The sequence below is a fragment of the Pseudomonas sp. NPDC087690 genome (genome assembly GCF_044743175.1).
Taxonomy (GTDB): Bacteria; Pseudomonadota; Gammaproteobacteria; order Pseudomonadales; family Pseudomonadaceae; genus Aquipseudomonas.
The window spans coordinates 18,368-29,977 of record NZ_JBIUVX010000049.1 but is presented as its reverse complement, the minus strand read 5'-3'; the positions used below and the strand labels follow the sequence as shown (position 1 = coordinate 29,977).

8 protein-coding genes and 3 tRNA genes are annotated in these 11,610 nt (G+C 59.8%); 10 read left to right on the top strand and 1 reads right to left on the bottom strand.

The features are described 5' to 3' along the window. The 10 genes from purF to ACIPIZ_RS26645 form a co-directional block, all read left to right on the top strand. On the top strand, positions 1-1,400 hold a 1,400-nt coding region (gene purF, locus ACIPIZ_RS26690), incomplete at its 5' end, for an amidophosphoribosyltransferase (RefSeq protein WP_401168418.1). Positions 1,401-1,473: 73 nt separating this feature from the next. Beyond that, positions 1,474-2,685 carry an O-succinylhomoserine sulfhydrylase gene (locus ACIPIZ_RS26685; RefSeq protein ID WP_122854660.1) on the top strand — a complete coding sequence of 404 codons (1,212 nt, stop codon included), beginning with the start codon at positions 1,474-1,476 and terminating at the stop codon, positions 2,683-2,685. Next, positions 2,682-3,458: an SDR family oxidoreductase gene (locus ACIPIZ_RS26680; protein ID WP_008083223.1), complete on the top strand. Its 777-nt coding sequence runs from the start codon at positions 2,682-2,684 to the stop codon at positions 3,456-3,458. The genes ACIPIZ_RS26685 and ACIPIZ_RS26680 overlap by 4 nt, the downstream gene beginning before the upstream one ends. A 215-nt stretch (positions 3,459-3,673) precedes the next feature. After that, positions 3,674-3,749, top strand: a tRNA-Val gene (locus tag ACIPIZ_RS26675). 56 nt (positions 3,750-3,805) lie between these two features. Then, positions 3,806-3,882 (top strand) — tRNA-Asp (locus ACIPIZ_RS26670). 93 nt (positions 3,883-3,975) lie between these two features. Then, positions 3,976-4,052: transfer RNA gene (locus ACIPIZ_RS26665), tRNA-Asp, on the top strand. Between the two features lie 485 nt (positions 4,053-4,537). Continuing rightward, a complete protein-coding gene (locus ACIPIZ_RS26660) occupies positions 4,538-7,369 on the top strand; it encodes a xanthine dehydrogenase family protein molybdopterin-binding subunit (RefSeq protein WP_401168415.1) in 2,832 nt (943 codons plus the stop codon). Next, entirely contained in the window at positions 7,362-7,901 is a 540-nt protein-coding gene (locus ACIPIZ_RS26655) for a (2Fe-2S)-binding protein (RefSeq protein WP_105708859.1), read from the top strand. The genes ACIPIZ_RS26660 and ACIPIZ_RS26655 overlap by 8 nt, the downstream gene beginning before the upstream one ends. A 2-nt stretch (positions 7,902-7,903) precedes the next feature. Next, positions 7,904-9,139: a c-type cytochrome gene (locus ACIPIZ_RS26650; RefSeq protein WP_401168412.1), complete on the top strand. Its 1,236-nt coding sequence runs from the start codon at positions 7,904-7,906 to the stop codon at positions 9,137-9,139. Between the two features lies 1 nt (position 9,140). Beyond that, positions 9,141-10,112, top strand: coding sequence for an XdhC family protein (locus ACIPIZ_RS26645; protein ID WP_150648587.1), 972 nt, complete (start codon positions 9,141-9,143; stop codon positions 10,110-10,112). Between the two features lie 47 nt (positions 10,113-10,159). Here ACIPIZ_RS26645 and ACIPIZ_RS26640 read toward each other — a convergent pair whose 3' ends face one another. Further along, positions 10,160-11,443, bottom strand: coding sequence for an NAD(P)/FAD-dependent oxidoreductase (locus tag ACIPIZ_RS26640; protein ID WP_401168409.1), 1,284 nt, complete (start codon positions 11,441-11,443; stop codon positions 10,160-10,162). Positions 11,444-11,610 lie beyond the last annotated feature (167 nt).

Genomic DNA, 11,610 nt, shown 5'->3' with positions numbered 1-11,610 from the left:
CCAGCCATGATGGCCGGTTGTTCCTGCGCAAGGACAATGGCCTGGTGCGTGACGTGTTTCAACAGCGTCACATGCAGCGTCTGGTCGGCCACATGGGTATCGGCCACGTCCGTTACCCGACCGCAGGCAGTTCGACTTCGGCCGAAGCCCAACCGTTTTACGTCAACTCGCCTTACGGCATCACCCTGGCGCACAACGGTAACCTGACCAACGTTGAACAGTTGGCCAAAGAGATCTACGAATCCGATCTGCGTCACGTCAACACCAGTTCCGACTCGGAAGTGCTGCTCAACGTGTTCGCTCACGAGCTGGCCCAGCGTGGCAAGCTGCAGCCGACCGAAGAAGACGTGTTCGCTGCCGTGACTGACGTGCACAACCGTTGCGTCGGTGGCTACGCCGTCGTGGCGATGGTGACCGGTTACGGCATCGTCGGTTTCCGCGACCCGCACGGCATTCGCCCGATCGTGTTCGGCCAGCGTCACACCGACGAAGGCGTCGAGTACATGATCGCCTCGGAAAGCGTTTCGCTGGACGTGCTCGGTTTTACCCTGATTCGCGACCTGGCTCCGGGCGAAGCGGTCTACATCACTGAAGACGGCAAGCTGCACACCCGTCAGTGCGCGACCAACCCGTCCCTGACCCCGTGCATCTTCGAACACGTCTACCTGGCGCGTCCGGACTCGATCATCGACGGCGTATCGGTCTACAAGGCCCGTCTGCGCATGGGTGAGAAGCTCGCCGAGAAAATCCTGCGCGAGCGTCCAGAGCACGACATCGACGTGGTGATCCCGATTCCGGACACCAGCCGTACAGCCGCGCTGGAACTGGCGAATCACCTGGGCGTGAAATTCCGCGAAGGTTTCGTCAAGAACCGTTACATCGGTCGTACCTTCATCATGCCGGGTCAAGCGGCGCGCAAGAAGTCGGTACGCCAGAAGCTCAACGCCATTGAGCTGGAATTCCGCGGCAAGAACGTGATGCTGGTCGACGACTCGATCGTGCGCGGCACCACCTGCAAGCAGATCATCCAGATGGCTCGCGAAGCCGGCGCGAAAAACGTCTACTTCTGCTCGGCTGCTCCGGCGGTACGCTTCCCGAACGTCTATGGCATCGACATGCCAAGCGCTCACGAATTGATCGCGCATAACCGTTCGACGCAGGACGTGGCGGATCTGATCGGCGCTGACTGGTTGATCTATCAGGACTTGCCTGACTTGATCGAAGCGGTCGGTGGCGGCAAGATCAAGATCGAGAACTTCGATTGTGCGGTGTTCGACGGCAAGTACGTCACCGGCGATGTCGACGAGGCATACCTGAACAAGATCGAGCAGGCGCGTAACGACTCCTCGAAGATCAAGACCCAGGCGGTCAGTGCGATCATCGATCTGTACAACAACTGAGTTTCTACCGGCCCTGAGGGGCCGGTTTTGTATCTGACTTTCAATTTTCGAGAACAGCGCAAGGAGTGACAGCATGAGTCAGGAATGGGATGCCGGTCGGCTGGACAGCGACCTTGAAGGCGTAGCGTTCGATACCCTGGCCGTACGTGCCGGTCAGCACCGTACGCCGGAAGGTGAGCACGGTGATCCGATGTTCTTCACCTCCAGCTACGTGTTTCGCACCGCTGCCGATGCAGCCGCACGGTTTGCCGGCGAAGTGCCGGGCAACGTCTACTCGCGTTACACCAACCCGACCGTGCGCGCGTTCGAAGAGCGCATTGCTGCACTGGAAAGCGCCGAACAGGCTGTTGCGACCGCAACCGGCATGGCTGCGATCATGGCAGTGGTGATGAGCCTGTGCAGTGCTGGCGATCATGTGCTGGTCTCGCGCAGCGTGTTCGGCTCGACCATCAGTCTGTTCGAGAAGTACTTCAAGCGTTTTGGCGTGGAAGTCGATTACGTGCCACTGGCCGACCTTTCGGGTTGGGATGCGGCAATCAAGCCGAATACCAAACTGCTCTTCGTTGAGTCGCCGTCCAACCCTCTGGCTGAGCTGGTTGATATCGCCGCACTGGCAGAAATCGCTCATGCCAAAGGCGCGATGCTGGTGGTCGATAACTGCTTCTGCACCCCGGCGTTGCAACAGCCGCTGAAACTGGGGGCGGACATCGTCGTGCACTCGGCGACCAAGTTCATCGACGGCCAGGGCCGTTGCATGGGTGGGGTGGTAGCCGGGCGTAGCGAGCAGATGAAAGAAATCGTCGGCTTCCTTCGCACTGCCGGGCCGACCCTGAGTCCATTCAATGCGTGGATTTTCCTCAAGGGGCTGGAAACCTTGGGCCTGCGGATGAAGGCGCATTGTGCCAATGCCCAGGAGCTGGCTGAATGGCTGGAGCAGCAGGACGGTATCGAGAAAGTCCATTACGCCGGTCTCAAGAGCCATCCGCAGCACGAACTGGCTCAACGTCAGCAGAAGGGCTTCGGTGCGGTGGTGAGCTTTGAGGTCAAGGGCGGCAAAGAGGGCGCCTGGCGCTTTATCGATGCCACCCGTTTGATTTCGATCACCGCCAACCTTGGTGACAGTAAAACCACCATCACTCACCCGAGCACTACTTCTCACGGTCGTCTCGCACCGCAAGAGCGTGAAGCAGCGGGCATCCGTGACAGCCTGATCCGCATCGCGGTCGGTCTCGAAGACGTGGCGGATCTGCAAGCCGATCTGGCGCGCGGTCTGGCAGCGCTGTGATCGAGTTGTCGACGCCGACAGCGGGTACCCATGGCCGCGTCGCGTTGGTCACGGGTGCCGCGCGCGGTATTGGTCTGGGGATTGCGGCGTGGCTGATCAGCGAAGGCTGGCAAGTGGTGCTGACCGATCTGGATCGTGCGCGCGGTTCGAAAGTGGCGAAGGTGCTGGGCGAAAACGCCTGGTTCATTGCCATGGACGTTGCCGATGAGGGCCAGGTTGCGCTGGGTGTTGCTGAGGTGTTGGGGCAGTTTGGTCGTCTCGACGCGCTGGTATGCAATGCGGCGGTCGCCGATCCGCACAACATCACCCTGGAAAGCCTCGATCTGGCTTACTGGAATCGCGTGCTGGCGGTAAACCTCAGTGGGCCGATGTTGCTGGCCAAGCACTGTGCGCCTTATCTGCGCGCTCACAATGGTTCGATCGTCAATCTGGCCTCGACCCGTGCGCGGCAGTCGGAGGCGGACTCCGAGGCGTATGCGGCGAGCAAGGGTGGGTTATTGGCGCTCACGCATGCGCTGGCAATCAGCCTGGGGCCGGAGATTCGCGTCAACGCCGTCAGCCCGGGCTGGATCGATGCGCGTGATCCCTCTGCGCGTAGAGCGGAGCCGTTGGCCGATGCCGATCATGCTCAGCATCCAGCGGGCAGGGTAGGGACAGTCGAAGACGTGGCGGCCATGGTTGCGTGGTTGCTGTCGAGGAATGCCGGGTTTGTCACCGGGCAGGAATTCGTCGTCGATGGCGGCATGACGAAAAAGATGATCTATAGCGAGTAGATCGCCTTTTTCTGTGAATTTGCGTTGAATGGACTGGCGCCTTCGCGAGCGGGCTCGCTCCCACATTTGGAATGCAATCCCCTGTGGGGGCGAGCTTGCTCGGGAAGGCGGTCTTGCAGGATGGAAGCAATTTCGTCTTTTTTAGAAAAACTTCAATCCTGCTATTGACTTAGGTTCTCTACCTGCGTAAATTTCGCGGCCTCGGAGATGCAAACGGGTGATTAGCTCAGCTGGGAGAGCGTCTGCCTTACAAGCAGAATGTCGGCGGTTCGATCCCGTCATCACCCACCACTCCCCGAGAGACTTGCGTAAGCAAGAGCGTAGGCTGAAAGTGCCTGCACCGACGCGCAGCGGTAGTTCAGTCGGTTAGAATACCGGCCTGTCACGCCGGGGGTCGCGGGTTCGAGTCCCGTCCGCTGCGCCATATTTTACGAATCAGGCTTGTCTGGTTCGCGATTGCCAAGCACCGAAGCTTGCAGTCAAAACGAGTTACTTGAGCGCAAGCTCAAAGCGATACGCAGCGGTAGTTCAGTCGGTTAGAATACCGGCCTGTCACGCCGGGGGTCGCGGGTTCGAGTCCCGTCCGCTGCGCCATATCTGCTCCAAGGACCACTGAACGCCTTGAAGCACCGAAAGCAACCCTTGGTTGATTCGGAATCGATAGCAAAGACCCTGGTCGAAAGACCGGGGTTTTTTGTGTCTGGAATTTGGCTATTACCTTCTTTTCCTCCCGCCCCAATCCCGAAGCCAACACAAATCCCTGTAGGAGTGAGCCTGCTCGCGATAGCGTCAGTTCAGCCATGCTGCTGGTGACTGACACTCCGCCATCGCGAGCAGGCTCACTCCTACAAGTGTCTACCCGCCTGCTGCGGTCTCACGTCGCATTGATTTTTTGATTCTTTAGTCAAATTTTTGTATCTGGTTGTTTGCTGCGAGCCCAGAAACCTTTAAAGTTAACCTTTCGGTCAGCTTTGCACTGTCATCACGCCTTTCGTTTAGCCAAGAAGGGCTTCTGCAAGACTCGAGATTCCCAGTAGATAACCAGAAGGGCGGACACATAACCGCCCAGAGGATGATCCATGTCCAACCGTGATATATCCCGGCGCTCGTTCCTCCAGGGCGGGCTGGTGGCGGGCGTGAGCGTCACGCTCACGCCACTCAGCACCCAGGCGCTGGCTGCCTTGATGGAAAACAGCGTAACCGTGCCGTCCGAGAAATGGCTCGGCAACAACGGCAAAGCGCGTCAGCGTAACGATGCGCTGTCCAAGGTCTGCGGCAGCAAAGTCTTTGCTCGCGACATTCGCTCCAAGGACATGCCGGGCTGGCCCGAGCAGCAAGGCCACGCCATGTTGCTGAAAACCATCAAGGCTGACCGCATTTACGACGGTTACGACCTGTCGTGGCTCGGCGCTGATTTGCAGCCGGATCGCATCGTCACCGCCGCTGACCTGGACAAGGACGGCATCGTCTTCCCGGAAGAACATGCGCCGGATCCACTGCTGCCAGAAGGCAAGGTGCCAATGTTCATCGGTCACCCGGTGGCCATCCTGATCTGGAACGACTTCGAGCGCTTCCGTCAGGCCAAGAACAAACTCAAATTCAATGACAGAGCGATTCGTTACGGTGCCAAAGTACCGTTCTACGAAGGCGACCCCTACGGCAGCTTCCGCTATGTGCGCGTTGGCGGCGCGACCTCGGCAGACGAAGATGAATTCGCCAGCCTCAAGGACTCGATCCTGTTCCCGATGCTGAAGAACCGTCGTCCGGTGTGGAATTCCCAGCCGAACCTGCACGGCAATCTGACCGAGCGCGGGCTGTTCTACGCTGACCGCATGAAGAGCGAGATCGACACGCCGCCGGACAACTGGCTGGTATTCGACGAGCGCTACAAGACCCCGTCGATCGAGCCGGCTGCAATGGAGCCGGACAACGGCAACGGCTGGTACGACCCGAAGACCAAGACCCTGCATTTCGTAGTGGCCACCCAGTGCCCGCTGGAGGCAGCGACCGAAACTGCGAAGATGATCTCGCCGTCGCGTTTCGGCCTCGACAACCTGAACATGCACCCGGGTTACACCGTCGGTTACGGTTCCAAAGATCACAACATCTTCGTCTACTACGCAGCTCTTGCCGCGTTGTACGGCGCCGGTGTGCCAGTGCGTCTGGCCAACGACCGCTACGAGCAATTCCAGAGCGGCATCAAGCGTCACCCGTTCGACATCCGCTACCAATTGGCCGTGGACAAGAACGACTACAGCTTCAAGATTTTCCGCGCCGAAATGAGCGTCGACGGTGGTGGCCGGATCAACTACAGCCCATCCGTAGCGGCGGTTGGCGCCACGGCGGCACAGTCGATTTACTACATGCCGCAAAACGACCTGCAGGTCACCGCCTACCACTCGCGTGCTGTCGAGGCCGGTTCGATGCGCGGTTACGGCACCCTGCAGAGCATGGCGGCGACCGAAATGATGGTCGACGAAATCGCCAATCGCCTCGGTGTCGATGCCATCGATCTGCGTCGCAAGAACGCTCTGCGTTCGGGCATGAAAAACACCCAGGGCGCGATCCCCGCCGGTGCTTTGCGCCTGCATGAAATTCTCGACAAGGCCTCGGTGCACGAAGTCTGGAAAAACCGCGACGCGATCAAGAAACAGCGCGAAGCCGCCGACCCGGACAACTGGTACGGCGTCGGTTTCGCCATTTGCCAGAAAGACTTCGGCACCGGTTCTGAAGCGCCGATGGCCAGCATCGAATTCACCGCTGACGGTCGCATTACTCTGCGCCATATCGGCATTGAGATCGGCACCGGCATGTCCACCTCGCAAGCCTTGGTCGTGGCCGATTTCCTCGGCAGCCCGGCGCACGAAGTGAAGACTGGCGAAACCGAATGGAAGGAAATGCAGCTGATCACCAGCGGCAACCCTTACATCATGAGTCAGACTGAGCAGGATAACCTGCTGCGCAACCCGCGCTGGGTCGGCAAGCTGGCCTCGGCCTCGTCGGCGACCAACTCGGCGTACTACTTCAGCCATGCCACCCGTGAAGCGGCGCGCGTGCTGTTCAACAACGGTTTGTGGCCAGCGGCCATGGAAATCTGGCGTCAGGGTCCTTACGGCGGTCAAGCCAACCCTTACGTTGTACGTCGCGAAGATGCGCATTGGGTTGACGGCAAACTTACCGCCAACGGCATGCAGCCGTTGAGCTTCGAAGAGCTGGCCAAACACGCTCACGAGCGTGGCCTGGTGACCGGCGCCACCGTTCATGCGTTCAACCGCTGGAGCTGGGCTGAAGCCGAATACAGCATCGACGGCGTGCGCGAGCGTCTGCCGCTCGATGGTCTCGCCGTGAAATACGGTGACGGCGCGCCGAAAGCGAAGAAAGCGTTGATGACCACGTCTGGTTTCCATCTGTTGGACCGCCAGAACATCAATTATCCGGTTGTGCAGTTGAACAACGCTGCCGTGACTTACTACAGCCCGGTCGCCACGCTGGTCGAGCTGAAGGTCAACAAGGGTTCTGCCGAAGTTGAAGTGCTCAACCACCATTCGTGGGTCGAGTGCGGTCGTGTGCTGGTCGAAGAGTTGGTCAAGGGGCAGATGGAAGGCGGTATCGCCATGGGCATCGGTCACGCGTTGATGGAAGAAATGCCGCTGTATGAAGGTGGGCCGGGGGAGGGTGACTGGAACTTCAACCGTTACCGTCTGCCGATGGCGCGCCACGTTGCTGTGTGGAAACAGACGTCGGAAATTCTCCCGGCACTGTCGCCAAGCGATCCGTCCAAAGGCATCGCCGAAGTGGTGATGATCCCGATTGTCGGCGCCATCGGTAACGCCGTGGCGCATGCCATCGGTAAACGTGTTCGCGATCTGCCAATCACTGCTGCGCGCATCAAGGAGGCCCTCAATGGCTAACCGTCCGCTTCAACTGACCCTCAATGGTCAATCCGTCGGCCCGGTGGACATCCCTGATGACCTGCCGATGATCGACTATCTGCACGAATACAAAAACCTCACCGGTTCGCGTCTGGGCTGCGGCCAGGGCATCTGCCACGCCTGCGTAGTGATCGTCGACAATCCCGACGGCACCAGTGAAGAGGTGCGCACCTGCATTACCGGCGCGCACTACTTCGAAGGCAAGAAAGTCCGCACCATCGAGAGCCACGCCAAGCGTGACGAAGACGGTCAGGTGACTGAGCTGAACCCGATCCAGCAGCGCTTCGTCGATGAGTTCGCTTTCCAGTGCAGCTACTGCGCACCGGGCTTCGTCAACGCCGCGACCGTGCTGGTTGAGAAGCTGCAGCGCCAGCCGATTGTCAAAAGCCAGCTGGAACAAGTCATCGAGGACAGCCTCGGCCATCACGTCTGCCGTTGCACCGGGTACGTGCGTTACTACAACGCTACCCGCAACGTGCTGACCGATCTCGGCCTGGTCAAGGAGGGTTAAGCATGAAGCTTTTACTGACCCGCCTGACCTTGGCGGTCGGCCTCGCTGCGCCGGTGTTGTTTGCTCACGCCGATGATCAGGTCAAGCGTGGCGAGTATCTCGCACGCGCTGCTGACTGCATGGCTTGCCACACGGCAGCGGGTGGTGCGCCGTTTGCCGGCGGTCTGCCGATCGTCTCGCCGTTCGGCACGATCTACGGCACCAACATCACCCCGAGCAAAGAGCACGGCATCGGTTTGTATAACGATGACGAGTTCTTCGCGGCGCTTACCGAAGGCAAGCGTCGCGACGGTGCGAACCTGTATCCGGCGATGCCGTACACCTCGTATCACCTGATGCCGCGCGCGGATTCGGATGCGATCCATGCGTATCTGAAAACCATCGAGCCGATCGAGCGCGCAGCGCCGGTCACCAGTCTGAGCTTTCCGTTCAACGTGCGTCCGGGTCTGATCGGCTGGAACATGATGTACGGCAAAGACCTGAAACTGGAGTCGGCCGAAGGCAAAAGTGAAGCGTGGAAACGCGGCCAATACATGGTCGAAGTGCTCGGTCACTGCGGCGAATGCCACACCCCGCGCGGCCTGCCGGGTGCGATGCAGCTGGATAAACGCCTCACCGGCGGAATCCTTAATGGTTATCTGGCGCCGAGTCTGCTGGCTACTGATCTGGCCGCTCGCGGCTGGAACGGGCAGGATCTGAGCACGTTCCTCAAGCACGGCATGAGCGCGCAGGGGACGATGTTCAACGAGATGTTCCCGGTGTTCCACAACAGCACTCAGGGCCTGAGCGATCCGGATCTGGCGGCAATGGCGACGTTCCTGCTCGGCGACAAACCGCCGGCAGCCAAAACGCTTGTCGAAGTGCCGGTGGAAAAACTCAGTCCGAGCGCCCAGCGCGGCCAGCAGGAATACCTGAATGTCTGCGCCGGTTGCCATGCGGTCGGTGGTGAAGGCAAACCGCACATCGCGGTGGCCATGCGCGGCAACACCACGTTGCGCCTGGAAGATCCACGCAACCTGTTGCGCGTGATCGAAGATGGTATCGGCGAGCAGAAGTTTTCCGGTTTCGAGCACATGCAACCGATGCCGGGTTTTGCCGGCAAGCTCAGTCCTGAACAGCTGACCGATCTACTCAACTACCTGCGTCAAGGGTGGGGCGGCCAGTCTGCCGAGCTGGCAGTGAGCGAGGTGCAGAAGTTGCAAGCCGACGCACCGTCCATCGAGCACAAGGCCCACTGACATGCAGCATCTCGATCTACAAGTGGTGCGCCGCGCGCTGGAGTGGTCGGTGGCGGGGCAGCGTATCTGGCTCTGCACCGTGCTGACGACTTACGGCTCGGCACCGCGTGCGCCGGGTTCGCTGCTGGCGGTGAACGATGGTGGGCAGTGGATCGGCTCGCTGTCGGGTGGCTGTGTCGAGGAAGACTTTCTCGAACGCGTCGCCGAAGGTGCGTTTGTCGATGCGATCAACGTCGTGCGTTACGGCGAGGGCGACGATCCGCGTTCGCGGGTCAGCCTGCCGTGTGGCGGCATTCTCGATGTGCTGGTAGAGAAGTTTGACGCCGACTGCGATGTGCAGGCGCATCTGCGTGAGTTGGAGTCGGCGCTGCTCGGTCAGCGTCGCTTGATTCGCGAGGTCGATCTGGCCAGCGGTGCGCGCAGTCTGTTCGCAGATCGCGAGCAGGGTGCGCGCATCGAGCGTGAGATTGATCGGGTGCGGATTCGTGTTGGCGCGGCGCAGCGCTTGTTGCTCGCCGGTTATTCCAGCGTGGCGCAGGCGTGTGCCGAGTTCGCCGTGGGTCTCGGGTTTGAAGTGATTCTCTGCGATCCGCGTGATGAAGTGCTTGAAGGCGTGGTGCTAAACGGCGTGGAGATTCGTCGGCAATTGCCTTCGGTGTTCATCGCCGATGGTGGCTGCCACCGCGATACGGCGGTCGTCGCGTTGACCCACGATCCGCGCATCGACGATCTGGCGATGATGGAAGCGGTGCGCACCGAAGCGTTCTACATTGGCGTGATGGGGTCGCTGCAGACCTCGCAGAAACGCTTTGAGCGACTGCGCCGGATCGGTGGGCTGGGCGAGTCTGAGTTGGCGCGGATCCATGCGCCGATCGGGCTTAACCTCGGCAGCAAGACGCCGGCGGAAATTGCTCTGGCGGTGCTGGCTGATATCCTGCGGATCCGTAGCGGGATTGCTCGGGATCAGCTCTGAAACCGTTCAGTGTTGAATAAAAAGGGCCGCTGTTCAGCGGCCCTTTTTTACATCCCGAATTTGTCGCGCAACCCGTAATACCAGGCACCCAGCGCCGCAAACGGTGTTCGCAGCAATTGGCCGCCGGGGAACGGGTAGTGGGGCAGATCGGCAAACGCATCAAAGCGCTCAGCCTGACCGCGTAACGCCTCAGCCAGAACCTTGCCTGCCAGGTGTGTGTACGTCACGCCATGGCCGCTGCAGCCCTGCGAGTAATAGATGTTTTCACCCAAGCGCCCGACCTGAGGTAAGCGTGAGAGGGTCAGCAGGAAATTTCCGGTCCAGGCGTAATCAATCTTCACATCCTTGAGCTGCGGAAATGCCTTGAGCATCTTCGGGCGGATGATCGCCTCAATGTTCGCCGGATCCCGCGCGCCATAAACAACGCCGCCGCCGAAGATCAGACGTTTGTCGCCAGTCAGGCGGTAATAGTCGAGCAGGTAGTTGCAGTCTTCGACGCAGTAATCCTGCGGCAGCAATGTTTTCGCCAGCTCGTCACCCAGTGGCTCGGTAGTGATCACCTGAGTGCCGCACGGCATCGATTTGGCTGCCAGTTCCGGCACCAGATTACCGAGGTAAGCGTTGCCGGCGACAATGATGAACTTGGCCCTGACCTTGCCTTGCGGCGTATGTACCACCGGGTTGGCGCCACGCTCAATGCGCACGGCAGGCGATTGCTCATAGATCGTGCCGCCGAGCGACTCGACCGCCGCTGCTTCGCCGAGGGCAAGGTTCAGCGGATGAATATGGCCTCCGCTCATATCGAGCATGCCGCCGACGTACTGATCACACGCGACCACTTCGCGGATGCGGCGTTGATCGAGCAGTTCCAGTTGCGTATGACCGAAGCGCTCCCAAAGACGCTTCTGCGATTCCAGGTGACCCATCTGCTTGGCGGTAATGGCTGCGAATACGCCGCCGTCCTTCAGGTCGCACTGAATGTTGTACTTGGCCACGCGCTCGCGAATGATCCGGCCACCCTCGAAAGCCATCTGCCCGAGCAAATGCGCCTGCTTCGGCCCAACGGTGCGTTCGATCACATCGATGTCACGGCTATAACTGTTAACGATCTGCCCGCCATTACGTCCAGAGGCGCCGAAACCGACCTTGGCCGCTTCCAGTACCGTCACGCGAAAACCGTTCTCCAGCAGAAACAGGGCAGACGACAATCCGGTATACCCGGCGCCGATCACACAGACGTCCGTCTCCACATCATCCTGCAAGGCAGGGCGGGGCGGTACGGTATTGGCCGACGCAGCGTAATAGGACTCTGGGTAAGGGGTGTTCGCCATCCGGCAGCCTCTGTTTAATATATTTTACGAGTGCACCGATCCTACCTGAGTTGAAAAACCTCCGCCAGCCACCGGAAAATCTTCGTCAGCGGCCCGAAATTAAATATTTTGCATATTCATAGGGTTAGGTGAAAAAAAGGTGTTGACACCCCTCGGGAATTCCGTAG